The organism is Pseudoalteromonas sp. S408, from assembly GCF_005886645.1.
GTDB lineage: Bacteria > Pseudomonadota > Gammaproteobacteria > Enterobacterales > Alteromonadaceae > Pseudoalteromonas.
Genome location: NZ_PNDY01000004.1, coordinates 153788 through 180297, shown reverse-complemented (window position 1 = coordinate 180297; position 26510 = coordinate 153788). Strand labels below are relative to the sequence as shown.

Here is a 26510-nt window from a genome sequence, read left to right as displayed (position 1 = left end):
AGCCTGCAATTTTAAATTAAAAACTTAGCTGAACCGTAAAAGATTTGTTATTTTAGGCGCAATATTTAATAAGATTGATAGACAACCATGATGACGTTAACAAACAAAAAAATTGTATTGGGTATTAGCGGTGGAATTGCAGCTTATAAATGCGCTGAGCTTGTAAGACGATTAAAAGACCATGGTTGTGAAGTAAAGGTTGTTATGACCGAATCGGCTAAGCATTTTATTACACCACTCACAATGCAAGCCGTTAGCGGCGAAATAGCATCGGATTCATTGCTCGACCCTGCGGCCGAAGCTGCAATGGGACACATTGAGTTTGCCAAATGGGCTGACCTTATTTTAGTTGCTCCTGCAACGTGTAATATTATTGCTAAAATGGCATCTGGTATTGCAGACGATTTACTGACTACCCTACTACTTGCGACCCCAGCAAAAGTTGCCGTAGCCCCAGCCATGAACCAGCAAATGTATGCACATGCAGCAACGCAAGCAAACCTAACCACCTTAAAAGCACGTAACGTACTTATTTGGGGCCCGGGTAAAGGAGAGCAAGCCTGCGGAGATGTAGGTGCAGGACGTATGCTTGAACCACATGAGTTAGTAGCGCTGTGTGTTGAAAAGCAACCTCCTCAAATTTTAACCGGTAAAACAATTACTATAACGGCAGGCCCAACCCGTGAGCCTCTTGATCCTGTTAGGTTTATATCAAACCATAGCTCTGGAAAAATGGGTTACGCACTTGCAGAAGCGGCGTTACTACTCGGTGCTAACGTTAATTTAATTTCAGGCCCTGTAACTATTAAAGCCCCTACTGGCGTAAACCTGATAAATATAGAAAGTGCAGAGCAATTATTAAATGAAGCACTAATCTATGCACCACAGTCAGATGCGTTTATAGGCTGTGCAGCTGTTGCAGATTACAGAGCCGCAGAAGTAGCGACTCAAAAAATGAAAAAACAAGGCGACGAACTAACACTCACCTTGGTAAAAAACCCTGATGTTATTGCCGCCGTTGCTAATATTAAACATAACCGCCCATACACTGTTGGATTTGCCGCCGAAACGCAAAACGTAGAAAGCTATGCAAAAGGTAAGCTAGTCAATAAAAACCTCGATATGATTTGTGCAAACGACGTATCGCTAAGTGGCTTGGGCTTTAATTCTGACCAAAACGCGCTTACCCTATATTGGCAAAATGAACAGTTAGAATTGGCTGTAAATAGCAAAACGGAAATTGCCCTAAAAGTGATCGAACAGCTGGCTAAACATCTATAAAAAGGCTGGAAACAAACTGAATAAAACATTAACATACGTCTTTCATTTGAACAAAAAATGATTAGCGCTAGCTAAAAATAACTAATAAAAAAGGAATGTTCATGCCTGCGACAAAAAGAAGTAATCGCAAAGAGCAAATACTACAAGCACTCGCACAAATGTTAGAAACAAGCCCGGGCCAGCGTATCACCACAGCAAAATTAGCTGCAGAGGTAGGCGTATCTGAAGCGGCACTTTATCGTCACTTCCCTAGCAAAGCGCGCATGTTTGAAGGCTTGATTGAGTTTATTGAAGATACTCTTTTATCGCGCATCAACCTCATTTTAGAAAACGAAAAAGAAAGCCAAACTCGCATTTATAATATTCTACTCTTGCTTTTAACGTTCGCCGAAAAAAACCCAGGTATTACTCGTATTCTAACAGGTGATGCACTACAAGGTGAGCAAGAGCGCTTACGTGAACGCGTACAAAGCTTTTTTGAAAAATTAGAAACTCAACTTAAGCAAGTCCTCAGAGAACGAAAACTTCGTGAAGGTAAAAACTTTCAAAGTGATGAACTTACACTAGCTAACTTTTTACTTGCTTACGTTGAAGGAAAAATGAATCAATTTGTTCGCAGTGACTTTAAGACGAAGCCCAGTGTTCAGTTTGAAAAACAATGGCCTGAGCTACAAAAAATCTGGCTTTAAACTCATTTAAATTGCCAAGTTTAATCTAAATAAAACGACCAAATGGTCGTTTTATTGTTTATACCTGTTACTTATCGTCGCTACCTGCCTTTTTATCCTATCTGGTCGAAATATTAGCCAAACTCGTTACAATCAAATAATGTTAAAAAACGAGACTCAATAATGAAAACAAAGCTCACCCTACTCAGTAGCGCATTTATTACTAGCTTAGTCAGCACCGCGCCTAGTGCAAAAGATGCATTAGAATTTACAGACGTATTTAACTTCAAATCAGCCAAAGGCACACAGCTGTCTGAAGATGGCCGTATTTTATCTTTGAGTGCTACGCCATATCGCGGCAATGCGACAGGGCAAGTATACTCTTTAACAAATAACAGCTTAATAAGTGAAGTTGAACGAGGTACAAAGCCGCTTATAAACAAAGCGGCTAACTGGGTTGCTTTTACGCAAGTACCCACATTACTCGAAAAAGAAACCACCAAGAAAAAAAACACGCTTAAAAATAACTTAGTGCTAGTGAATACTGAAACAGGTGAGCAAAAAAGTTTTGAAAATGTAAAAGACTACGCATTATCAAACGATGGGGTATGGCTTGCTTATCGCTCAGATATAAAAGCAGATAAAACTGATAATGAAGAAAAAAAAACCAAGGATGAGAGTGAAGAGGAAGACAGCAGCGCCATTTCACCTGACAAAAAAGACAAGGTTTACCCGCTCGTTATTATTAATTTAAAAAACCAACAAAGTGAAACTATTGATAACGTTTTTAGTTACAGTATAAGTGCTACTAATGATCAGCTTTTGCTAAGCCAAAGTTACCCTGATGGTAACGACAACCAAATAAAGCTAATCTCACTAACATCTTTTAAAAGTGAAGTGCTAATTGATGAACCCGGTGTTGTTGCGAATAAAATAGCGTGGCACCCAATCGAAACAACCGTGGCATTTACATTGGGTAATTATGTAAACGAAGATACTCGCCGACGAAACCACTCACTACAATTATGGAAAAACGAAACACTTTTAACTATTGAATCTTCAAACAAAGAGTGGACTATAGGCAAAACTGCAAAACTAAGCTGGTCAGAAAACGGCAAACGCTTATACTTTGAAAACCGACCAAAACTTGCAGCGAAAGTAAAAGCAAAAGAATTCGTAGATGAAACCTCACTCTATGACATTGAGACCATTCGCGAGCAAAAAGGCTTGGATATTTGGCATAACAAAGACCCAGAGATAAAACCACGCGAGAAACAACAATGGAACGCGGTTAATAAGCACCGTCACTACGAAGCCGTATATCATGTAAATTCACAAGAAGTAGTTCAACTGAGTACCCCTGCAATGCCGAGTGTTGCTCTTAATACAGAGCGCGATACTTCCTTGCTGGGCTCGTCAAACACTCCCTATTTAGAAAAAATAATGTATGGCGGCTTTTTTGCAGATTACTACGCCGTAAACATCAATACAGGCAAGCAAACTCCTATTGTGACTAACAGCCCTTTTAGACCTTCTCTTTCTCCTAATGGCTTATTTTCGGCTTACTTTGCCGACAACCAAATACAACTAAAAGAATTAGCTAACAATAAGGTTACTCCGGTTACACAAGCCCTAAAAGCAATCTTTGCCGACGACAAACACGATTACCCATCAGATCAACCAGGCTATGGTTTTGCAGGCTGGATGAGCGATAGCAGCCAAGTACTTGCTTATAGCAAATATGATATTTGGGCGTTTAATGTAAACACCAAGCAAGCTAAACGCTTAACAAATGGAAAGCAGACTAATACACAGTATCGCGTCATTAAGCTTGATAGAAACCAGGTAGGCTTTAAACAAGATGAAACACTGCTAGTTACTGCTGTTAACCTTCAAACAAAGCAAAGCGAAGTGGCTAAGCTTGATTTAGAAAACACGACCATCACTAAAGTACTCAGTGGTGATAAACGTTTTGATATTGTTAAAAAAGCCAAGAAAGCAGATAAATACCTATTTACAGAACAGACTTATCATCAGTTCCCAGATTTTTATCAAACCGACTTAAGCTTTTTAAGCACACAAAAAGTAACTGATTTGAACCCTCAAACCGCAAATTTTGCTTGGGGTGAAAAACCTGAACTGATTAGCTACAAAGGCTTTGATGGTGAAGACTTGCAAGGTGTTTTAATAAAACCTGACGGTTACAAAAAAGGCGATAAAGTGCCTGTTGTCGTTTATTTTTATCGTTACATGAGCCAGCGTATGTTTGATTTTCCTAAAATGGAGTTAAATCATCGCCCTAATTTCCCAATGTTTACATCAAATGGCTACGCCATCTTTTTACCCGATATTCGTTTTGAAATAGGTCACCCGGGCAAATCGTCAACGCAAACCATGATCAACGCTACCCAAAAGTTAATAGATCTTGGTATTGCCGATCCAAACAAAATTGGCTTGCAAGGTCACTCATGGGCCGGGTACCAAAGTGCATTTATGATCACCCAAACAGATATGTTTAAAGCGGTTGTATCAGGCGCGCCGGTATCTAACATGACCAGCGCATACAGTGGCATACGCTTAAAGTCAGGCCTTGCTCGCCAGTTTCAGTACGAAACAGGGCAAAGCCGCATAGGTAAAAACTTATTTGAGGCGCCAGAGTTGTATATTGAAAACTCACCCGTATTTTTTGCTGATAAAGTAAATACGCCAATCTTAATTATGTTTGGTGACAAAGACGATGCGGTGCCTTGGCACGAAGGCGTACAGTATTATTTAGCACTTCGTCGTGCAGGCAAAGATGCGACCTTTTTACAGTACGAAGGCGAACCACATCACTTGAAAAAGTTTCCTAATCAGGTCGATTTTTCAGTCCGTATGATGCAGTACTTCGATCATTACCTAAAAGGTCAGCCTGCAGCTAAATGGATGATTGAAGGTGAAGCATTTATAAGTGAGTGAACTGAGACATTCATAAATAAACATGATAAAAGCTGATCAGAGTACTCAGACAGATAGAGGCCGATATTACTCAGTAATATCGGCCTCTAAATAGTCAATTATTTTTCCAGCAAAAAAAAAGCCGCGATAATCGCGGCTTTTTTTAAATTACTAATAATTACAAACCAGCACGGTCTTTAATTACAGGAATAAGCGCAGAACCTGCGTGATTGCCTTCAGCCCAGGCTATGTCGGCACCGTCTGACAATGAACTTTTAGATAAGTTTTTAACAATATACTCACCTGCATCTACAGCATTGCTGGCAACGGCATGACGCAATAAGTTATTACCGTTACATTGAATAGAATCATATATGTTACGAATTTTTACACGAGAGCTTTTTAACTTGCTACGTAAACGGTTTTTATCATCTGCTGCGATATACTCGCAAATAGATAGCGCTAGTTGATCATTTGCCTTTACAGGAGCTGTGTACGAAAGTGAACCTGCAGCAATAGCAGAAATAACAACTAACTTTGATAATTTAAACATTGTTGACCCTTGTTTGGTACTTTATTCCTACGTTAACTGGTTAATATTGTACCAACCTAGTTAACCTTACGCAATAATGTTAGCAGTATTTATACAAAGTTACGAATTTATAACTATGTTTATTTTTTTCGTCTGGCAGTTTAACTTGCTCTTCTTTCACTTCCCAATTTGCAATAGCTTGGTAATCGGGGAACTGTGTATCGCCTTCAACATCGAGATCAATAAAGGTTAAATATAAGCGCTCAGCTTGTGTTAAAAACTGCTGATAAACATTTCCACCACCAATAACCATCACTTCTTCAACATCACAAACCAAGCTCAGCGCGGCCTCTGGGCTTGTTACCGTTTCAATACCTTCGGCCTTATATTCAGTGTTGCGCGTAATAATAATATTGCGTCTACCAGGTAAAGGACGGCCAATAGACTCAAAAGTTTTACGACCCATGATCACAGGCTTGCCTGTAGTAACGGCTTTAAAATGTTGGAGATCTGCAGGTAAATGCCACGGCATTTTATTATCAAGACCAATAACACGGTTATTTGCCATGGCGGCAATCATTGAAATAATCACATTAAATACCTAATACTTTACTATTAAAAAACAAAAAAGGAGCCACTGCTCCTTTTTATATTTAATTAAAATTAACGTTCGTAGACTACTTCTACATCGTAATCATCTTCATCCCAGTCATCCCAATCATCATCGTCGCCTTTGGTGGCTTTTTGATGGTAGGTATCCCACTTAAATTCTATTTCTTCATCTTCAACTTGCTCAAACTTCTCTTTAGGCATGCTGTCAAGCAATGTCATAATGTCGTGTATAAGCGGTTGAGTATGCAGCTTGTTAATAGCTGAAATTTTATAGATATTTTCAGACTCACCTAGCTCTTGTGCAATCGCATCGCATAATGCTTGTGCTTCATCTTCAGGCAATAAGTCTATTTTATTAAACACTAACCAACGCGGCTTTTCTGCAAGCTTAGGACTGTATTGATGCAGTTCGTTTATAATTGCAAACGCATTATCGACTGGATTTGATCCATCCACAGGCATTACGTCAATGATGTGCAATAACACACGACAGCGCTCTAAATGCTTTAAGAAACGAATACCTAAACCAGCACCATCAGATGCACCTTCAATTAACCCTGGTATATCAGCTATTACAAATGACTTGTTAGCTTCAGGGCGCACCACACCTAAATTAGGAATAAGTGTTGTAAATGGGTAATCGGCTACTTTTGGCCTTGCTGCTGACACACTGCGGATAAACGTTGATTTACCTGCATTTGGTAAACCTAATAAGCCCACATCGGCTAATAGTAGTAGCTCTAGTTTTAAGTTACGTACTTCACCGGGGGTACCTAATGTTTTTTGACGAGGCGCTCGGTTAGTACTTGATTTAAAACGTGCATTCCCCAAGCCGTGGAAACCACCTTTTGCAACCAAAATTCGTTGACCATGTTGAGTCAAATCCCCAAGCCCTTCTTGCGTATCAACATCGGTAATACGCGTACCCACTGGCACCATTACAAATAAATCATCTGCTTTTTTACCTGTACAGTTTCGGCTACGCCCGTTTGTACCGCGCTCAGCTCTGTGAAAGCGCTCAAACTGATAATCAATCAGGGTATTTAAGTTTTCATCAGCCTGTAGATAAACACTACCACCGTCTCCACCGTCACCGCCGTCAGGCCCACCATCTGGGACATATTTTTCACGTCGGAAAGACACGATACCGCTTCCGCCGTCTCCGGCCTCTGCGCGAATTTCTACTTCATCTACAAACTTCATGATTACTCACTTTAGGGATTGGCTTGCTAATTTATACATTATATACCGAAGCCAAGCCGATTGCAGGCTTGGCTTTGGTATATATTTTTTTCTCAAAACAAAAAACCCCGCAAAGGCGGGGTTTTTTAACTACCTTACTGATTACTCAGTTACGATAGTTACGTATTTACGGTTTAAAGGACCTTTTTGTTCAAACTGAACTTTACCATCTGCTTTTGCGAAGATAGTGTGGTCTTTACCGATACCTACGTTTGTACCAGGGTGGAAACGTGTTCCACGCTGACGAACAATGATGCTACCCGCTAGAACTGATTCGCCACCAAAACGCTTAACACCTAGGCGTTTGCTTTCTGAATCGCGACCGTTACGAGTACTACCAGCTGCTTTTTTATGTGCCATTTCTAAGTACCTCTAATTAAGCGCTAATGCCAGTGATTTTAACTTCTGTGAACCATTGACGGTGGCCCATTTGCTTACGAGAATGCTTACGGCGTCTAAATTTAACAACCTTAATCTTCTCACCGCGACCATGTGAAACAACCTCAGCTGTTATCTTACCACCGTTTACGAACGGTACACCGATCTCGATCTTCTCACCATCAGCAACTAAAAGCACTGAATCAAATTCAACTGCCGCACCAGTTTCAACGTCTAATTTTTCAAGACGAATCGTTTGACCTTCAGTCACACGATGCTGTTTACCACCACTTTGGAAAACCGCGTACATAATTAACTCCGTCTGTGCACCCTCAAATCGGTGCAACTAAAATATTCTTCGATAGGGCGCGAAGTTTACGCTAACGCGAAATAACTAGCAAGCCTATTTTGTAATTAAAATGAATAAAAAGTAGCTGCTTTGAGAGCAATTCAATATTTTCTCTATTTTATATTAATTAAGCCTTTTGCCAAGCGCTTTTTAACTCTTTGTAAAAATAATCCTACTGAGCAAAATGCAACCTGTGCAGTTCATTCTTCAAACTCAAAAATCACTTTTACTGCCCAATAATTAAACAGACTTGTTATTAAATTAAGCACTTATTAAGCACTTTAAGTGGGTTTTTTAAATCAATCGTCACAAAATATCGAGCTAGTGCGTTTTTTGTTGTACAATCTGCGCCGTTCACACATAAAAATTGGCTCGGAGATCAATGGATATAAAAGCTATCCAGGCGTTAATAGAAAGCGATATGAATGACGTCAATCAACTTATACATGCGCAAATGCGCTCAGATGTGGCGTTAGTAAACCAACTTGGTTTATACATAGTTAACAGCGGCGGCAAACGCGTTCGCCCTATGTTAGCTATTCTAGCAGCCAAAGCGCTAGGATATACAGGTAAAGACCACATTACGCTTGCGACCATTGTTGAGTTTATTCACACCGCGACCTTATTACACGACGACGTTGTTGACGAGTCAAATTTGCGCCGAGGCACGCCTACAGCTAACGCTGAATTTGGTAATGCTGCAAGCGTATTAGTTGGCGACTTTATCTACACGCGCTCATTTCAGTTGATGGTCGGTTTGGGCAAAATGCAAATTATGCAAATACTTGCTGATGCAACCAATATTATTGCTGAAGGTGAAGTGCTGCAACTTATGAATTGCAACGATCCAGACACAACCGAAGCCAGCTATATGCAAGTTATTTACTCTAAAACAGCTAAGTTGTTTGAAGCTGCAACTGGGCTTGCAGCCATTATTACCGACAATGATGAAGCCACTCTCAATGCGTTAAACTTGTATGGCATGCACCTAGGCACGGCATTTCAACTTGTTGACGATGTGCTGGATTATAATGCCGATGCAGACCAGCTAGGTAAAAATATTGGTGATGATTTAGCCGAGGGAAAACCTACCCTACCGCTCATATATGCGATGCAACATGGTAACAGTGAGCAAAAACAGCTTATCCGAGACGCCATTGAGCACAGTAACGGAATGGACAATTTAGAGGCTATATTAGATGCGTTAAAGCATACCAATGCTTTAGAGTTCACAATGAAAAAAGCCGAATTAGAAGCTGATAAAGCAATTGCTTGCCTAAACTTTTTACCTGAATCTGATTACAAACACGCATTAGTCAGCTTAGCCCGCATAGCAGTGGACCGTGACCATTAATATTTAGTGGCTCGATGTAAATAAATTTAGATCAACAAAAAAGCCTGCAAATGCAGGCTTTTTTAATGCTCAATTTGGCTATTACGCCATGAAATCAACACCTTCTTTGATGTCTTTTTTCAGAGTCTCAAGCATGTCGTTTTTCGCTTTTTCTTCAAAAGCGCTAAGTTCGCCGTAAGAAAGAATTTCTTCAACGCCGTTTTTACCTAAGCGTACTGGGTGTGCAAAATACTCTGCATCACCATCTTCAACAGCAACATATGCGTAGTCTACAACTTCTTCACCTTGTAGGCCTTTAACTAAAGACATACAAAAACGTGCTGCAGCAGCACCCATTGATAATGTAGCTGAACCACCACCGGCTTTAGCATTTACTACTTCAGTACCTGCATTTTGGATACGTGGAGTAAGCGCAGCAACTTCGTCTTCAGTGAAAGTAACACCTTCAACTTGAGAAAGAAGAGGAAGAATAGTTGTGCCAGAGTGACCACCAATTACAGGTACTTTAACTGTAGCAACGTCTACACCTTTAAGTTCAGCAACAAATGCTTCTGAACGAATGACGTCAAGCGTAGTAATACCAAATACACGGCTTGCATCGTATGTGCCTGCTTTTTTAAACACTTCAGCAACAATAGGTACGGTGCCGTTTACTGGGTTAGTAATAATACCCACAAGTGCTTTAGGACAGCTAGCAACAATGCCTTCAGCTAGTGTTTTGATGATACCGGCATTTACATTAAATAAATCTGCACGATCCATACCTGGTTTACGTGGCATACCCGCTGGGATTAAAACAATGTCAGCACCTTCAAGCGCTTTGTTTAAATCGTCTGCGCCAAAACCTGCTACTTTAACATCAGTTGGGATGTGTGATAGGTCAACAGCAACACCTGGTACAACTGGTGCAACATCGTAAAGTGATAATTCAGAACCAGCCGGTAAGCCTGTTTTTAATAGTAAAGACAATGCTTGACCGATACCGCCTGCAGCACCTAATACAGCAACTTTCATTGGAATTCTCCGTCATTTGAGGTAGGAAATACTTGTGGCCCTTAAGATAATGAAATTAGCGCCTAAAAACAAATTTATCGGGCCTATTTTGCGATATTTTCGACCATAGTTGTAAACTTTGGTGGTTTATCGCATCAAACTGTCAAGTTGACTAAACAACTGCTGCATAATTATTCATTTTTGTGTAGTATTTACAGCATAAATAACAATAATGAATAAAGACTATGCAACCTCAAGATAAACAAGAAGCATTGGTAAAAGCGTTTAAGTCTCTTTTAAAAGAAGAAAACTTTGGCTCTCAGGGCGAAATAGTTGATGCTCTCAAAGAGCAAGGCTTTGATAATATAAGCCAGAGTAAAGTGTCACGCATGTTAAGTAAGTTTGGCGCTGTGCGTACCCGTAATGCTAAGCAAGAAATGGTTTACTGCCTCCCCGCTGAAATGGGAGTGCCTACAGCTAAAAGCCCATTACGCCAGTTAGTAATTGATATTATGCATAATGAAATGATGATCATTATTCGCACAAGCCCAGGTGCTGCGCAGCTTATTGCCCGCTTACTTGACTCGTTAGGAAAGGCCGATGGTGTACTCGGTACTATTGCCGGAGACGATACTATATTTATTGCTCCAGCAAAAATTTCTGAAATAGACGTAACACTTGAACGTGTACGTATTTTGTTTGATACGGTTTAAATTTGCTTTAAAAACCCAACTGAGGGGGCAAAAAAAGCTGACCCCATATCGGCTTGAGTAAAATCAAGCCAGTGGTCGTAACACTCCCCCTCACCTAAACGGCTATTCAATACAGCCTCAAATGCAGTCCCAGTGCTTGCGCAGCTTATGCATAACATCCCTTGTTCATAAACATCACCATAAGGCATACTTTGATTCAACAAAAGGGGTTGCCCTTCTTCATCTTTTAATTCACTGCGCGTGGCATGGCTCGTATTTAACGCAGGGGTTATTAACGTGTTATCTAGGCGTGTACGGCCCATTATTTGTTCTTGTTCACTGAGCGATAAATGCTGCCAAACAGTTAAGTCGTGTTTGTAGCGTTGAACATGAATATAACTTCCCTGATCTTCAAAACACCCTGGTTTATTAATTAACGCGGTTGCTCGTTTTTTTCTACCATGTGGCATATCGCCACCATAAATAAAGCCGTTAAAGTCTCGGCCATCTAAAAAGCGAAAGTTACGAATTTGCTCCACCAGCTCTACATCAGGTGCAAAAAGCTTTAAAACTTGCAGTGCAAATAAGTGATTTACATCTTCTCTATCGGAACGCACCTGCACAAACAAGTCACACGGTTGGACACTCATTTGGTGATCTGAATGATTTATATTGGGAAAGCTTTGCAGCTCACTAGGAATATATTCAGGAAGGATATGAGGCCAATATTGGGCACCAATGGCAACAACACATGACAACATTGACTCTGAAAACTGATCGTTAAACTCTTCTTCAATAGCGCTTACTTGCTTTAGTTTAGCGCGCAATGATTCGTCTTGACCATCAAACACATTAAAAAATAAATGCAAACCATGTAGGTTTGCTTCAGCACAAATCCCAGATTGCGCTTGCGCCATTGTTATTCCTCAGTTTTACAGATATAAACACAGTAAATAACATTTGATTACGATTCAAAAAAGTTCACTGTGTGGGGTTTTATTTTTATTATAACCTGCTCATTGATTTCAAATGATTGGCCATATTGCGCTGCAACTTCAAGCGTTTGCTCGGCTATGACAACTTTATAAATATGAGCAGAACCAATAAAGCGACGACTTAATATTGTAGCCCGTTTACTGAGTTTGTCACTTTGACACTCTTTCACCAGTTCAATTTGATGAGGTCGCACATATAACTCACCACTACATGAATTGTGGCTTGCTTGCGTATCAGACTCAACAGTACCAAAAGGTGTTTTATATTCAGTTGCCGTTAATGCTTGTGCGGGTAAGTATATGCCTTGACCAAGAAACTCTGCAACCACCTTTGACCTAGGCGCAGCAAAAAGCTGCTCTGGCGTGCCTTGTTGGGCAACTTTTCCACGATGCATAATGGCAAGCGTGTCTGAAAAAGCAAACGCCTCTTCTTTGGAATGGGTAACAAATACCGCTGATACTTGTTGCGCCTTAATAATGCGGCGAATATCAGCAATTAACTCAAACCTAACTTGAGTATCTATATTAGAAAAGGGCTCGTCGAGTAATAACAAACTAGGTTTGTAGGCCAATGCACGTGCAATCGCAACACGTTGCTGCTGCCCTCCGGAAAGCTGGTGAGGAAACCTATCGGCACAACCCGACAAATGCACTAACTGAAGCATTTCATCTACACGTTGTTGTTTTTCGGATTGGCTCATTTTACCTAACCCAAACGCAATGTTATCTGCTACGCTCAAATGAGGAAACAACGCGTAATCTTGAAACATCATACCTATATTTCGGTGCTCTGGTGCAATAAATGTTGATTCATCACTGACAAGTTTACCATCAATAAATACACTTCCTTGCTTAGCCTCAACTAAACCTGCAATGGCTTTTAGTGTGGTGGTTTTGCCGCAGCCACTTGCACCAAGTAAACACACAATCTCATCTTTACCCACCGTTAAATCTAAGTCTTCGATCACCTTTGTACCGTTATAGTGATAGCTTACACCTTGCAAAATTAAACTACTCATTTAACTGTGTTGCTCCATAGAACGATTAATAAAATACAAAGGGATAAATCCAACAATAACAATAAACAAAGCAGATATAGAAGCCAGCTCTAATTGCTCATCACTCACATACTGGAAAACATGCGTTGCTAGGCTTTCAAAATTAAATGGCCTCAGGAGTAAAGCTGCGGGCAGCTCTTTCATGCATTCAATAAACACTAATAACGCAGCGGTCAGTAAGCCTCGTCTTAATAAAGGTAGGTGCACTAAGCGCAAAGTTTGGCCTTGGCTTTTACCCATAGACTGGCTTGCCATATCAAGCGATGGACTAATACGCACAAAACTCGACTCTATTGCACCGTGAGCAATCGCATAAAACCGAACGACATAAGCAATCACTATAGTAAGCACACTGCCTGTTAGCAGCAGACCTATGTCTAAATTGTATGACTCTAATGCTGCATTAATGCCATTTTCTAACACGGTAAGAGGTAATAACACAGCAATGGCTAACACGGTTCCAGGTAGCGCATAACCCGTACTCGCTAGTCGCCCAGGAATAAGTGGGTACGAATGTGATGCTATGCGTTGATAAAAAACAACAAATACACCCAATGCAATTGTTATTAGACTCACAGCACCTGCCACTTTTAGGCTTTGCCATGCATAATTGAAAAACTCAGCATTCCACGCTTTCTCAAAATAGGTAATCGCGTAATTAAGTAATACCGCAATGGGGATCACAAAAGACACAAGCAAAACCACACTACAAAATGCAGTCGCTAACCAAGCCGACTTACCCTTTAAAATGTAAAGTGCCTCGCTATTTACACCCGATTGACGCTCAAATACGGCTTGATTACGACGACTAAAGCGCTCTGCCATAAGCGCTAAAAATAGCAATAACAACATAACACCTGATATTTTTGCAGCGGCAGTCAATGAGTAATACCCAAACCATGTGTCGTAAACCGCCGTTGTTAGCGTGCTAACAGCGAAATAACTAACGGTTGCAAAATCAGCCATTGTTTCCATACTGATCAGCGCAAGGGCCGCAACAATAGAGCCGCGAGATAATACAAGACTCACTTTAAAAAAACTTTTAGTTGGGGAAAGTCCCATTAATTGGCTTGCCTGTACCAATTTAAAAGACTGTTCTCTCAAAGCTGTTTTAAAAATTAAAAATAAATAGGGGTAAAGTACCAAAGCAATCATGACTATTGCACCAGGCAAAGTGCGAATATCAAAAAACCAGTAATCACTGGGTGACTGCCAGCCAAACCACTCCCTTAGAGTAATTTGCACGGGCCCAGCATAATCTAGTAAATCGGTATACACGTAGGCAATAATGTAAGTAGGCATGGCAAGAGGCAGCATGAGCGCCCATTCAAAGTGTTTTTTACCTGGGAAGTTACAGTAAGCGGTTAGCCAACCAAGTGGCAAAGCGATAACACTACTGAGTACACACACCCCTAAAATAAGTAGTACAGTATTAGCAATGTAATCCAAAAGCACCGTATCCCAAAGGTGAGTAAAAACCTCGGAGTTGCCTTGTAGCGATTCAAATAAGAGGAAAAACAACGGGGCCGACAAAACCAAGCCTGTCGACCACGCGAATAGCTGCCATTTAGACAGCTTAAATTTATAAGTCATTAAAGATCGAACTTCACCTCATCAATTAACTTTAGCGCTAACGGACGATATTTACTGATCTCATCAAGTGGTAAGCTATCTTCTTTAAAGCTTCCCCAAGATGCAACCAAACTAGATAATTGCACACCAGGCTTAACTGGGTATTCCATATTAAGCGATGCATACATGTTTTGCGCTTTATTGTCGGTCATATACTCTATGAGTTTCAAGGCATTTTCAGGGTTTTTAGCATATTTAGTAATAACAGCTCCCGATACATTGATATGCGAGCCGCGATTAATTTGATTAGGAAAGTTAATGTGCACTGCCTCTGCCCATGTTTTTTGCTCTTCGTCTTGTAACATTTTACCTAAGTAGTAACTATTACCTAACGCAAGATTGCACAGCCCTTCTTTAACAGCTTTTACCTGAGCACGGTCATTACCTTGTGGCTTACGTGCTAAATTAACCTTAACGCCCTCAAGCCATGTTTTAGTTTGCACTTCACCATGGTGAGCAATCATTGAAGCAACCAACCCTAAGTTATACGGATGTTTACCTGAACGAGTGCAAATTTGCCCTTTATATTTTGGATCAGCCAGTTCTTCGTAAGTTAGTTTTGGTAATGCGCCCAAACGATCTTTTGATGAATATACATTTCGCACGCGTTTTGTTAACGCGACCCATTGTCCATCACCATCACGAAAGGCAGAAGGTACGTTACTATCAACGTGAGTGCTATTAATTGTTTGAGTTAAATTTAAATCTTCCAATTGAATAAGTGCACTAAAATTAGACGTTAAAACTAAATCGGCTTTACTATGTTTACCTTCACGTTTTACACGCTCAATTAATCCTTTTTTAGCAAACACAACATTTGTTTTAATACCGGTTTGCTTTGTAAAATCGTCTAAAATAGGTTGTATTAAAAAAGGTTGGCGAAAAGAGTAAATATTAACAACATCATTTGCAAAGGCTGGCGCCGATGCGATAAACCCTAAAGCGATAGCGAGTGTTTTCTTCATTATTCCACCTAAATAGTAATTATTATCAATAATTCTACCGTGAACAGTTAAAAAGTGCACACCCTAAATAGCCATAAATACCAAAAAAACGTCCAAAACAGAAATACCTTGTAAGAGATATCTCACGGGTGTGCCAGCTTATAAGTAAAACGCCGATTAAAAACCTACCAAAAAAAACTTAAACCATTGATAAAATTAACCTTTATAGTATTTAACAATAATAATACATAAACTGTATCGTGTTTTTGTCCTACTTTAGTTAGGCCATTCGCCTATACTTAACCCATCAATTAAGCAATGACGCTTAACGAGTAAAAGGACAGGGATTAATTACTCGATAAACCAGTGACTGGTTATAAATGACAACACGGAGTTAGGACAGGCTCAGGATGAGCATCGCAATGGATTGTTAATAAAAGGACAGCATCAGGAAGATGCATAAAGGAGTGTAACATTGGAACGTTGCTTAACAGGATGTTGAAGGAATAAAAAGGACAGGCCTTATTAACAGGCAACACAATGGATTGATAACAACATGGAAGCACTAGGAAGTGCAAATGAAGGATTTGGTAATAGGTTTTACCACAACAGGACGTTTAGGAATAAAGGATACAAGCCCGGATTGGCTTACATTGCATAGAACTAAAAAGTAATATAGCAATAAACATGGAACAGTAAAAATTGGAGTTGATTAAGTTCAATTGCAGGATGCAAAAAATTAGAAGATTCCGCAAGCGCGCCTAGAAATAGAGCGCGCTTTTCTTTGCCCAAAATTTAATACTCATAGCCAATGCAATCGATATTAAATAGACTCCGGTCTGCCTTTATTTCGTTTTCCCATAAGATACGCATCTCGAAACTTTATAAAGTGATCTTCAAGCTTTTCAGCGGCCTCTATTTCACCAGCGAGTGCTAGCACTAAAATACCTACCTCAGCTGTACCTAACTGATGCGCATGCGGCGCAACACGTAAACGGTAGTCTGATAACTTATCAGCTGTAATAGACAATACGGGCAAGTTATCTAGATATGGGCTTTTGCGAATCATTTTTTTCGCTTCACGCCATGTGCCATCCAAAAAGATAAACAGCGGCCTTTTACCAGGCTCAATATTTACTTGTGTAATTGCCCGCCCCGCTTCTACATCTTCAGCAGGAAAAATAACCATTGGCTGATATTGCTCGTCATTAATGAGCGCTATTAGCGCATCATCTGGGTTAGTTCTATCCCATTTAAAAGCATGGTTATCAGGTATAATTTCGGCAATTAAACGCCCAGTATTCGAAGGTTTAAAACTTTCGTTATGGTACATCAATAAACACACTGCAGCATTGCATTGCGCTTTCTCTACACCTTCACAAATACAATAATGCTTTGCAATTAAGCATTGCTCACAACGTGCTAGCTTAGCGCCACGGGCATTAAATTCGCGACGAGATTCACTAATTTGCTGAGCGCGTAATACCAGTACTGAATTATGGGATGAGTGAGTCACAATGATTAATTACCTATAAATTGTTCGGCGCGTATTGTAGCTAAAAACATGATGAATAGATATCAGCTATCAGCTATCAGCTATCAGCTATCAGCTATCAGCTATCAGCTATCAGCTATCAGCTATCAGCTCAAAATAAAATGGCACTTTATCAAAGCAAGCTTTGCTTATTTTTAAAATTAACAGTTATAAAAACAAAAAACCCAAGCCGTAGCTTGGGTTTTAAAAAAGCGGTGTTAGTTAAAAGAAATTACTTCTTCTTTTTAACTGCTTTTTTATTTGGTAAATCAGTGATTGAACCTTCAAAAATTTCAGCTGCAAGGCCAATTGACTCGTTCAATGTTGGGTGAGCATGAATAGTAAGCGCTAAATCTTCACCATCTGCCCCCATTTCAATACCTAAACCGATTTCGCCAAGCATTTCGCCCGCGTTAATACCAATCATGGCACCACCGATTATACGGCCGCTTTCTTTATCAAAAATAAGCTTAGTAGAACCTTCAGTACGAGAAGATGCAATTGCACGGCCTGATGCAGCCCACGGGAATACCGCAGTTTCAATGCTTAAACCTTGCTCTTTAGCTTCTTTCTCAGTAACACCTACCCATGCAATTTCTGGGTCAGTGTAGGCAATTGAAGGAATACATTTAGGGTCGAAGAAATGCTTCTGACCAGAGATAACCTCAGCAGCAACATGACCTTCGTGAACCGCTTTATGCGCAAGCATTGGTTGGCCAACTAAGTCACCAATTGCAAAAATATTGCTTACATTAGTGCGCAACTGTTTATCAACGTTAATAAAGCCACGCTCATCTACATTTACGCCTGCTTTTTCAGCATCAAGTAAATTACCGTTAGGCGTACGACCTACTGCAACAAGTACTTTGTCGTAACGTACTGGCTCAGCTGGTGCGTTTTTGCCTTCAAATGTAACGTATAAGCCATCATCTTTCGCTTCAACACCCACAACCTTAGTTGAAAGCATAACGTTAAATTTATTGCTTACGTATTTTTGGTAAATTTTGATGATGTCTTTATCAGCTGCAGGAACTAATTGATCAGCAAATTCTACAACATCAATAGCAGAACCTAACGCGCGGTAAACAGTACCCATTTCAAGACCGATAATACCACCACCTAAAACAAGTAGTTTTTCAGGTATATCTTTAAGCTCTAATGCGCCCGTTGAGTCAATTACACGATCATCTTCTGGGATGAAAGGTAAGTTAACTGGTTTTGAACCTGCGGCAATAATCGCGTTGTCGAATGTAATAGTTGTTGTGCCGTCAGCACCTTCAACAGCTAAAGTGTTGCTACCCGTAAATTTACCATAACCTGGTACAACTTTAACTTTACGCATTTTAGCCATGCCGTCTAAGCCGCCCGTAAGCTGACCAACAACAGACTCTTTCCAAGAGCGGATTTTGTCTAAGTCAATTTGTGGTGCGCCAAAAGTAACACCATGAGATGACATTTCAGCTGCGTCATCAATTACTTTAGCTACGTGTAAAAGTGCTTTTGAAGGAATACAACCAACATTAAGACAAACACCGCCTAATGTTTCACGTGATTCTACTAGTGTAACTTCTAAGCCCAAGTCAGCAGCACGGAAAGCTGCAGAGTAACCACCCGGGCCACCGCCTAGTACAACAACTTGAGTTTTTAATTCGTTGCTCATGCTATTACCTTAATTGTTTGAACGGGACACTGCCCTAAAATTTAACTGCCATGTTTCTGCATGGGCAGAAAATCAGAGCAATTCACAAATAGTGCAAAGATTGTATCATTGCATATAGTAAAAATCCCAGCTAAAAACAACTGGCTGGGATTTGATTTTGTTTTTCTTACAAACATCAATTGAATTAAATTAGCGAGCAATTATCGCGACAGGAAAATAGCGCTATAACAAGGTAGAAATTACGCTGTATAGTTTTTCCTATATGAGTAATTTCTGACGCCGTTAACGTGCTATTTAATTCGCTAGAATGATCGCCTTTTTAATAAAATTGGTGTTACATCACTAATTGACGTATATCGCTCATGTAGCTTGCAAGTGTTGCTGTACAACGTGCTGCTAGTGCGCCATCAATCACTCGGTGATCGTACGACATAGATAACGGAACCATTAACTTAGGCTCAAACTCTTTACCGTTCCACTTAGGCTTAATCTCAGATTTAGATACACCTAAAATAGCTACCTCTGGTGCGTTAACAATCGGCGTAAATGCCGTACCGCCAATTCCACCAAGGCTTGAAATAGTAAAACAGCCGCCTTGCATGTCTGATGCAGTTAGCTTGCCTTCACGCGCTTTTTTAGACACGTCCATTAGCTCGCGAGATAACTCAATAATGCCTTTTTTGTCCACGTCTTTAAACACAGGAACAACTAAGCCATTAGGCGTATCTACTGCCACACCTATATTAATATATTTTTTAAGTATCAAGCTTTCGCCATCTTCAGATAGCGACGAGTTAAACGTTGGGAACTCTGCAAGTACTTTAGCTGCAGCTTTCATCACAAACACAAGTGGTGTAATTTTAACGCCCAGCTTCTTCTTCTCACTTAACACGTTCTGTTCTTTACGGAACGCTTCAAGACTTGTGATATCCGCTTCGTCAAACTGTGTTACATGTGGGATTTGTACCCAGTTACGGTGTAAGTTTTTACCCGATAACTTTTGGATGCGAGATAATTTTTTCTCTTCAATTTCGCCAAACTTAGCAAAATCTACTTTAGGCCAAGGAATTAAGCCCAGCTCACTACCACCGGCGTTACCTGCTGATGCTGAAACCTGACCAGACTCAACTTGCTTAACTAAGTTTTTAACATAGTTTTGCACGTCTTCTTTAACCACACGGTTTTTACGACCCGTGCCTTTTACATTAGCTAAGTTAATACCAAACTCACGCGCTAAACGACGAACAACTGGCGATGCATGTGCATACGCGCTGTTGTTTTCAAAGCTTTCATTGTTAGCTTTAGCAACAGGTGCAGCTTGTGCTGGTGCCGACTCGGGTTTTGCAGGTGCAGCCGCTGGTTTTTGCTCAGCAGGCGCAGACGCTTTTGCTGGTGCACTGCCGGCCACTTCAAAAACAAAAATAAGTGAGCCTGTTTTAACTTTATCGCCAGTAGCTACTTTAATTTCTTTTACAGTACCTGCAAATGGTGCAGGTAATTCCATAGCCGCTTTGTCGCCTTCAACGTTTAAGATAGATTGCTCTTCTTCTACGCTATCGCCAACAGCAACCATGATTTCGGTTACTTCAACTTCGTCGTCGCCAATATCTGGTACGTTTACATCTTTTGTACTTGTTGCAGAACTTTCAGCTTGCGCTGCTGGTGCAGACTCTTGCTTAGGTTCATCTGATGTAGGAGCGCTTGAACCAGCAACTTCAAAAACAAATACTAAAGAACCCGTTTTAACTGTATCGCCAGTAGCTACTTTAATTTCTTTTACAGTACCTGCAAACGGTGCAGGCACTTCCATAGCCGCTTTGTCACCTTCAACGTTTAAGATAGATTGCTCTTCTTCTACACTGTCGCCAACAGCAACCATGATTTCGGTTACTTCAACTTCATCATCACCAATATCTGGTACGGTTACTTCTTTAGTTGAAGAACCTGAAGCTTGAGCTGGTGCTGTTGATTCAGCAGGTGCTTCTGGTGCTGCATCAGCACCAGCGCTTTCGCCTTCAAATATAAACACTAAAGAGCCCGTTGTTACCGTGTCGCCAACATTTACTTTAATTTCTTTTACAGTACCCGCTTGCGCAGCAGGCACTTCCATTGAAGCTTTATCGCCTTCAACAGTCAGTAAAGATTGGTCAACATCTACTTTGTCACCAACGCTTACTAAGATTTCGGTTACTTCTACGTCATCGCCACCGATATCTGGAACATTAATTTCAATACTCATTGCAAACCTCTTATGCGTACAGTGGGTTTAGTTTATTGGTGTCGATATCGAACTTCTTAAGTGCGTCAACAACCACAGACTTTTCAACTTCACCGCGTTTAGCAAGTTCAGATAACGTTGCAACAACAACGTAGCTTGCGTTAACTTCAAAGTGACGACGTAAGTTTTCACGACTATCAGAACGTCCGTAACCATCTGTACCCAACACTTTATAGTTATTGCTAGGAATAAATGAACGGGCTTGCTCTGCGTAGTTTTTCATGTAATCGGTAGCGGCAACAGTTACTGAGTCGTTTAATACGCTCGTAATGTAAGCTGTTTTTTGCTCGCTTTCTGGGTTAAGCATGTTGAAACGCTCAACATCTTGACCATCACGGGTAAGCTCATTGAATGACGTTACAGAGTAAACGTCTGATGCAATACCGTAATCGTCACTTAAAATGGCCGCTGCTTTGCGTACTTCCGTCATGATAGTACCTGAGCTTAATAGCTGTACATTGGCTTTTTTACCTTCGTAGCTTTCAAGCTTGTAAATACCTTTACGAATACCTTCTTCAGCGCCTTCTGGCATTGCTGGCTGATGGTAGTTTTCGTTCATAAGCGTTAGGTAGTAGTAAATGTTTTCTTGGTTTTCACCGTACATACGACGAATACCATCTTGAACAATGACTGCTACTTCAAATGCGTACGTTGGGTCGTAAGAAATACAGTTAGGAACCGTATTTGCAAGAATATGGCTGTGGCCATCTTCATGCTGCAGGCCTTCACCATTTAGCGTAGTACGACCGGCAGTAGCACCTAATAAGAAACCACGTGCTTGTTGGTCACCCGCCATCCATGCCATGTCGCCAACACGTTGGAAACCGAACATAGAATAGTAAATGTAGAACGGGATCATTGGTAAATCGTTCGTGCTGTATGATGTTGCAGCAGCCACCCATGACGACATTGCACCTAGCTCGTTAATACCTTCTTGAAGTACCTGCCCTGATGTTGCTTCTTTGTAGTAAGAAACAATATCACGGTCTTGAGGGGTGTAGTTTTGACCATGCGGGTTGTAAATACCAATCTGGCGGAATAAACCTTCCATACCAAAGGTACGCGCTTCATCGGCAATAATAGGAACAATATTTTTACCAATGCCTTTATCTTTTAATAGAATATTAAGTGCACGAACAAAGCCCATTGTGGTTGAAATATCACGTTTTTGCTCTTCAAGTAATGGCTTAAACGCTTCGACTTCTGGCAACTGTAACTTCTCAGAAAATTCTGCAATACGCGTTGGTGTATAACCTTTTAAGTCTTTACGACGAGCATGCAAGTACTTGTACTCTTCAGAGCTTTCATCAAGCTCTAGGTAAGGTAAGTCTTTAATTGCTTCTTCAGAGACTAAATCTTGTAGGCCTAAACGGTCACGTAAGTGTTCAACATGGCTCATGTCCATTTTTTTCACTTGGTGCGCAATGTTTTTACCTTCAGCTGCTTCACCCATGCCGTAACCTTTTACCGTTTTAGCTAGGATCACAGTAGGACGGTCGTTAGTTTGCTCGGCCTTTTTGAATGCTGCGTAAAGTTTTGATGGCTCATGACCACCACGCTTAAGTGCAAAAATTTCGTCATCGGTCATATCTGCAACAAGGGCTGCTGTTTCTGGATAACGACCAAAGAAATGCTCACGAACGTACGCGCCATCTTTTGCTTTGTATGTTTGGTAATCGCCGTCAATAGTTTCGTTCATTAACTGCAGTAATTTACCTGTTGTATCTTTAGCAAGCAGAATATCCCAGCCGCTTCCCCATACAACCTTAATTACGTTCCAACCAGCGCCTTTAAATAGGCCTTCTAGTTCTTGAATAATTTTACCATTACCCATTACTGGGCCATCTAAACGCTGTAAGTTACAGTTAATTAAGTAACATAAGTTGTCTAGCTTTTCACGAGCAGCAAACGAGATTGCACCACGTGATTCTGGCTCATCCATTTCACCGTCACCTAAAAACGCATATACACGTTGGTTTTTAGTGTCTTTTAAGCCACGGCCGTCTAAATATTTTAAGAAACGCGCTTGGTAAATAGATGCAATTGGGCCTAAACCCATTGATACTGTAGGGAACTGCCAAAATTCAGGCATTAATTTAGGGTGTGGGTACGACGGTAAACCTTTACCATCAACTTCTTGGCGGAAGTTATCTAGTTGAGCAGCGCTTAAACGCCCTTCAACAAATGCACGAGCATAAATACCCGGAGAAATATGGCCTTGGTAATAAACTAAGTCGCCACCGTCTACGTCGTTTGGTGCTTTGAAGAAGTGGTTAAAACACACTTCGTAAAAAGCAGCTGACGATTGGTAAGACGCCATATGGCCGCCTAAGTCGAGATCTTTTTTAGATGCACGCAGAACGATCATAATCGCGTTCCAACGAATAATTGAACGAATACGACGTTCAAGATTCACATCACCTGGGTAAGCAGGCTCTTGATCTACAGGAATAGTATTAACGTAGTTCGTGGTAATACCCGTTGGCATATCAACGCCGTCTAAGCGGGCTTGCTCTAATACTTGCTCAAGTAAGTACTGAGCTCGTTCAACACCTTCTTCGCGCACAACTGATTCAAGAGCTTGTAACCACTCTTGTGTTTCTAGCGCGTCTACGTCAATTTTATTGACTTCAGACATATGGAGGTTTCCTTATGTTTAAAATACGAATGTTGTTAATTTAATACAACTGATACTTAACTTAGTGTGTTCAAGTAATAGAGTATTAGCTTAATTTTGTTTGGTGCGTCTTAAACTACGTTCAATTCGCGAATATTCTTTGCCCGCTTCAAGCAATGCTTCTTCAATAAACGCTAAATGCGCATTACTTGCTAAACGAGCTTGCTCTGGATTGCCGTCAATAACCGCATCCATTAACAAACGCCTGTGCTGAGCTAACTGACTGCTAATATCTGGCTTTTCTAATAAAACCGTTAAATTTTGCAATACATTTTGTTCAAGCAGCGCTTGCATACCTCTAACCAAGTGCAATAACACAACATTATGTGAGGCTTCAGCCACACTAAAATGAAAGGCATTAATTGCTTTTGCTTTTTGCTGTAAGTCATCTTGCGATAGCGCAATTTGATCAAAGCTTTGTTTTACTTTAGTAAAATCATTACTCGTTCCTCGTAGTGCTGCATAGTAAGCAGCAATACCTTCTAATGCATGACGAAATTCGAGTAAATCAAATTGTGATTCAGGGTGTTTACTTATTAGCTCAAATAATGGATCAGTTAGCCCTTCTTCAAGCTGATTTTTTACAAACGTGCCACCGCCTTGACGACGCGTAACGAGCCCTTTTGCCTCTAACTTTTGGATGGCCTCGCGCAGCGAAGGACGAGACACTTCAAACTGTTTTGCTAGTTCACGCTCTGGAGGCAGCTTTTCTCCTGGTGCTAACGAGCCCTCAAGAATCATATTCTCGAGTTGCTGTAAAATAACATCAGATAATTTTGCTGCTTTAATCTTTAAAGACATGAATCAACGTCCGCGTTGTATAAATACCAAGCCCTAAAATTGGGGCTTAAAGTTATAAGATTTACCCAAAAGGTAAATTGGTCATACCAAGAATTTGCAATACGTTATCAAAAACCCATATAGCTGTCAATTTACTGGTTACTTGCACGGGGATATTAGCGTAACGCATTTTGAACGAAGATCAAACAATACACAATATAGCTTAATTTTGAGTAACTGATAAGGTAGCCATTCAAATGGTCTGACCAGATAAGTTTAGAGTTTTAGCTCTATTTTAAAGGAGGGGCTAATCGCAATGTTTAAGTAAGAAAGATAACCAAAAGGCAAAGCACTTTGGGGTAAATAAGTGCTTTGCTTTTAAATTGGCTGTAAAAATAAATAAGGTGTTAAGACAAACCACCAAACAGGGTAAGTAATGCAATTAAAACTAAATAAAAGAGCACATTACGCTTAACTAATTTAATCATACACGTTACCTCGTAAGTGCAACCATAATAACGCTTTTCTACTTGCTCTGCTGCAAGCGCAGTATAGGTGACGACCTTTCGGTTAGGGCTTGAAAAATCAAGCGCATAATGTAACCAGCAGCTAGTGCCTTTATTAAAGTTACCAATCACTAAATAACCAAAACTCGCTATACGTGCGGGTAACCAATCCAACCAAAAAAGTAGTTTATGTATTAGCTTAAAATGTTTAGCAAATATGACTTTGTGGTTGTCTCGGACTAAATCAGCAAAGGTACGCACAAGAGCATATAAAACAGCGCCTGGTGCACCCAAAACCACAAACCAAAAAATAACCGCACAGTAAAATCTAAAGTTTACCCAAGCAAGCGTTTGCCCAAAGGTTTCACCGCCTTGTGGATCTTCAGTGCGTTTTTGCCCCATTTGCAATGCATATGAAGAGGCTGCAGTACCATCATCTCGTGTGAGTGCGTTTAGATAGGCTTTATATAAAGCACGCTGCTTTGCACAGCCAAAACAAATAAGTAAAACAGCAATATTAATAGCCAGCTCCCACAACACAAAGTTTGACAAGCTATAAATGCATGCCATGGCTACTACAGGTAAAAATAGCCAAATTAAAAAGCCAATTGCCGAACTAAATAAACCATTACGGGCAAGTAAGCGGTTGGAGCGCTTTAAATAGCCATTGGCGTAATAGCTTATTTGCCAATAGTTAGACCGTGCCCCTAAACGCTCTAAAATTAACGCTAAAATAATAGATACTAAAATCATGACAGTGACTCTCTCAACTTGGTTGCTCAAGCATATTTAAAAATAATGGCCAGTTAAAGCTAAGGCCGGGGTCTGTTTTACGACCAGATGCAATATCGCAGTGCCCCACAATACGCGAAGGGGTAATTTTTGGATAGCGCTGCATTATAGATTTACTTAAATGACATAACGAGGCGTACTGAGCGCTGGTATAAGCCGTTGTATCGGTGCCTTCAAGCTCAATACCAATACTATAATTATTGCATGCAGTTTGCCCTGCAAATTCAGATACGCCCGCATGCCAAGCCCGCTTACTAAATGGCACGTATTGGACCACCTCACCAGTGCGTTTAATAAAGGAATGTGCTGAGACGCGCAGCCCTTTTAAATCACTAAAGCTTTGATGAGCATTGCAGTCAATACACCCCATAAATAAATCATCCACAAAGGGGGTACCAAACTGCCCTGCTGGTAATGAAATATTATGAATGACCAACAAGGTAATATCTGTGTGTTCAGGGCGCTCATCATAGTGAGTACATGCTCGCTGAGTTGCAGCTTTTAAAACCCCATTTAAATCTATTGCCATTACATTATTACCAAACTATTCATAACCTTGATGCTAAAGGATTTGTAAAAATAATGATAGTGACTAAGCCCCGCCTAAATAGGTAAG

General features: G+C 40.5%; 22 protein-coding genes. 5 read left to right on the top strand and 17 right to left on the bottom strand.

All coding sequences use genetic code 11. The features are described from left to right. Positions 1 to 87 precede the first annotated feature (87 nt). The 3 genes from coaBC to CWB62_RS04715 all read left to right on the top strand — a co-directional run bounded on the left by coaBC (position 88) and on the right by CWB62_RS04715 (position 4907). Positions 88 to 1281, top strand: coding sequence for a bifunctional phosphopantothenoylcysteine decarboxylase/phosphopantothenate--cysteine ligase CoaBC (gene coaBC, locus CWB62_RS04725; protein ID WP_138529148.1), 1194 nt, complete (start codon positions 88 to 90; stop codon positions 1279 to 1281). A gap of 101 nt (positions 1282 to 1382) precedes the next feature. Then, on the top strand, positions 1383 to 1970 hold the full coding sequence (gene slmA, locus CWB62_RS04720) for a nucleoid occlusion factor SlmA (protein ID WP_058404494.1): 588 nt from the start codon (positions 1383 to 1385) through the stop codon (positions 1968 to 1970). Between the two features lie 162 nt (positions 1971 to 2132). After that, entirely contained in the window at positions 2133 to 4907 is a 2775-nt protein-coding gene (locus CWB62_RS04715; RefSeq protein WP_138529150.1) for a S9 family peptidase, read from the top strand. Between the two features lie 157 nt (positions 4908 to 5064). On the opposite strand, the gene CWB62_RS04710 is transcribed toward CWB62_RS04715, so the two are convergent. The 5 genes from CWB62_RS04710 to rplU all read right to left on the bottom strand — a co-directional run bounded on the left by CWB62_RS04710 (position 5065) and on the right by rplU (position 7960). Continuing rightward, positions 5065 to 5439 carry a DUF3718 domain-containing protein gene (locus CWB62_RS04710; RefSeq protein ID WP_058404496.1) on the bottom strand — a complete coding sequence of 125 codons (375 nt, stop codon included), beginning with the start codon at positions 5437 to 5439 and terminating at the stop codon, positions 5065 to 5067. A 79-nt stretch (positions 5440 to 5518) separates the two neighbouring features. Continuing rightward, positions 5519 to 6010 (bottom strand): type 3 dihydrofolate reductase, encoded by a 492-nt coding sequence (gene folA / locus CWB62_RS04705; protein ID WP_058404497.1) that lies wholly within the window; start codon positions 6008 to 6010, stop codon positions 5519 to 5521. A 71-nt stretch (positions 6011 to 6081) separates the two neighbouring features. Continuing rightward, complete coding sequence (cgtA, locus tag CWB62_RS04700) at positions 6082 to 7233, bottom strand: Obg family GTPase CgtA (RefSeq protein ID WP_058404498.1); 1152 nt, start codon at positions 7231 to 7233, stop codon at positions 6082 to 6084. A 141-nt stretch (positions 7234 to 7374) separates the two neighbouring features. Then, positions 7375 to 7632: a 50S ribosomal protein L27 gene (rpmA, locus tag CWB62_RS04695; protein ID WP_002957747.1), complete on the bottom strand. Its 258-nt coding sequence runs from the start codon at positions 7630 to 7632 to the stop codon at positions 7375 to 7377. A gap of 16 nt (positions 7633 to 7648) precedes the next feature. Further along, on the bottom strand, positions 7649 to 7960 hold the full coding sequence (gene rplU, locus CWB62_RS04690) for a 50S ribosomal protein L21 (RefSeq protein WP_006794538.1): 312 nt from the start codon (positions 7958 to 7960) through the stop codon (positions 7649 to 7651). 421 nt (positions 7961 to 8381) lie between these two features. Here rplU and ispB point away from each other — a divergent pair, with 421 nt between their 5' ends. Beyond that, on the top strand, positions 8382 to 9353 hold the full coding sequence (ispB, locus tag CWB62_RS04685) for an octaprenyl diphosphate synthase (protein ID WP_058404499.1): 972 nt from the start codon (positions 8382 to 8384) through the stop codon (positions 9351 to 9353). An 81-nt stretch (positions 9354 to 9434) separates the two neighbouring features. On the opposite strand, the gene mdh is transcribed toward ispB, so the two are convergent. Next, positions 9435 to 10367 carry a malate dehydrogenase gene (gene mdh / locus CWB62_RS04680; RefSeq protein WP_058404500.1) on the bottom strand — a complete coding sequence of 311 codons (933 nt, stop codon included), beginning with the start codon at positions 10365 to 10367 and terminating at the stop codon, positions 9435 to 9437. Positions 10368 to 10591: 224 nt separating this feature from the next. On the opposite strand from mdh, the gene argR reads away from it, so the two are divergent. After that, on the top strand, positions 10592 to 11059 hold the full coding sequence (gene argR / locus CWB62_RS04675) for a transcriptional regulator ArgR (protein ID WP_006794541.1): 468 nt from the start codon (positions 10592 to 10594) through the stop codon (positions 11057 to 11059). Here argR and CWB62_RS04670 read toward each other — a convergent pair. The 11 genes from CWB62_RS04670 to ampD form a co-directional block, all read right to left on the bottom strand. After that, complete coding sequence (locus CWB62_RS04670; RefSeq protein ID WP_058404501.1) at positions 11056 to 11955, bottom strand: Dyp-type peroxidase; 900 nt, start codon at positions 11953 to 11955, stop codon at positions 11056 to 11058. The two genes, argR and CWB62_RS04670, sit on opposite strands and share 4 nt — an antisense overlap. A 47-nt stretch (positions 11956 to 12002) precedes the next feature. Further along, positions 12003 to 13052 carry an ABC transporter ATP-binding protein gene (locus CWB62_RS04665; protein WP_138529152.1) on the bottom strand — a complete coding sequence of 350 codons (1050 nt, stop codon included), beginning with the start codon at positions 13050 to 13052 and terminating at the stop codon, positions 12003 to 12005. After that, positions 13053 to 14684, bottom strand: coding sequence for an ABC transporter permease (locus CWB62_RS04660; RefSeq protein WP_138529154.1), 1632 nt, complete (start codon positions 14682 to 14684; stop codon positions 13053 to 13055). Further along, the gene (locus CWB62_RS04655) at positions 14684 to 15688 is read right to left on the bottom strand and encodes a Fe(3+) ABC transporter substrate-binding protein (RefSeq protein ID WP_138529156.1); all 1005 of its coding nucleotides are present in this window, start codon (positions 15686 to 15688) and stop codon (positions 14684 to 14686) included. The genes CWB62_RS04660 and CWB62_RS04655 overlap by 1 nt, the downstream gene beginning before the upstream one ends. 802 nt (positions 15689 to 16490) lie before the next feature. Further along, entirely contained in the window at positions 16491 to 17183 is a 693-nt protein-coding gene (locus tag CWB62_RS04650) for a tRNA-uridine aminocarboxypropyltransferase (RefSeq protein ID WP_058404505.1), read from the bottom strand. Between the two features lie 250 nt (positions 17184 to 17433). Continuing rightward, positions 17434 to 18861 (bottom strand): dihydrolipoyl dehydrogenase, encoded by a 1428-nt coding sequence (gene lpdA, locus CWB62_RS04645; RefSeq protein ID WP_138531061.1) that lies wholly within the window; start codon positions 18859 to 18861, stop codon positions 17434 to 17436. 334 nt (positions 18862 to 19195) lie between these two features. Continuing rightward, positions 19196 to 21100, bottom strand: a complete 1905-nt coding sequence (gene aceF / locus CWB62_RS04640) for a pyruvate dehydrogenase complex dihydrolipoyllysine-residue acetyltransferase (protein ID WP_138556283.1) — start codon at positions 21098 to 21100, stop codon at positions 19196 to 19198. Between the two features lie 10 nt (positions 21101 to 21110). Then, complete coding sequence (gene aceE / locus CWB62_RS04635) at positions 21111 to 23777, bottom strand: pyruvate dehydrogenase (acetyl-transferring), homodimeric type (protein ID WP_058404507.1); 2667 nt, start codon at positions 23775 to 23777, stop codon at positions 21111 to 21113. Positions 23778 to 23867: 90 nt separating this feature from the next. Next, complete coding sequence (gene pdhR / locus CWB62_RS04630; protein WP_138530562.1) at positions 23868 to 24617, bottom strand: pyruvate dehydrogenase complex transcriptional repressor PdhR; 750 nt, start codon at positions 24615 to 24617, stop codon at positions 23868 to 23870. A 386-nt stretch (positions 24618 to 25003) separates the two neighbouring features. Then, positions 25004 to 25855, bottom strand: coding sequence for a beta-lactamase regulator AmpE (gene ampE, locus CWB62_RS04625; protein ID WP_138530564.1), 852 nt, complete (start codon positions 25853 to 25855; stop codon positions 25004 to 25006). 13 nt (positions 25856 to 25868) lie between these two features. Further along, positions 25869 to 26423 (bottom strand): 1,6-anhydro-N-acetylmuramyl-L-alanine amidase AmpD, encoded by a 555-nt coding sequence (gene ampD, locus CWB62_RS04620; RefSeq protein WP_138530566.1) that lies wholly within the window; start codon positions 26421 to 26423, stop codon positions 25869 to 25871. Positions 26424 to 26510 lie beyond the last annotated feature (87 nt).